General features: G+C 42.9%; 1 protein-coding gene. It reads left to right on the top strand.

What is annotated here, in order from left to right:
- Positions 1 to 452 (top strand): transposase (locus A7985_RS25455; protein ID WP_370671187.1); only part of this gene is annotated, 452 nt, incomplete at both ends.

The following is a 452-nucleotide window of genomic DNA, read 5'->3' as shown; positions in this document are numbered from 1 at the left end:
ACCATACGCATATTGTTTTATATGTTGATGATAAAAAAGCAAAACGTCTAACGGATAAAGCCATTATTATACGCTGGCACAAGCAATTTAAAGGGACTTGGCTGACGCATAAGTTTATCAATGGCGAGCCACTGACTAATTCAGAGCGTTGCTTACTGTCGGAGTTAATAGACCAATACCGAACACGACTAGCTGATATAAGCTGGTTTATGCGCACGCTAAATGAAGATATCGCGCGCAAAGCCAATAGAGAAGATGGCTGTACAGGGCGATTCTGGGAAGGGCGTTTTAAATCACAGGCTTTGTTAGATGAAGCCGCGCTGGTAGCGTGTTTAGCGTATGTGGATTTGAATCCAGTAAGAGCCAAAATGGCAGAGACGCCAGAAGAATCAGAGCACACCAGCATTAAAAAACGTATTGAAACAGCCAAAGTGGGTAAACAACCTAAGTCA

The organism is Pseudoalteromonas luteoviolacea (assembly GCF_001696455.1).
GTDB classification, from domain to species: Bacteria; Pseudomonadota; Gammaproteobacteria; order Enterobacterales; family Alteromonadaceae; genus Pseudoalteromonas; species Pseudoalteromonas luteoviolacea_C.
Note: the sequence above shows the minus strand (reverse complement) of the source record. Positions and strands in the feature narration are given on the sequence as shown.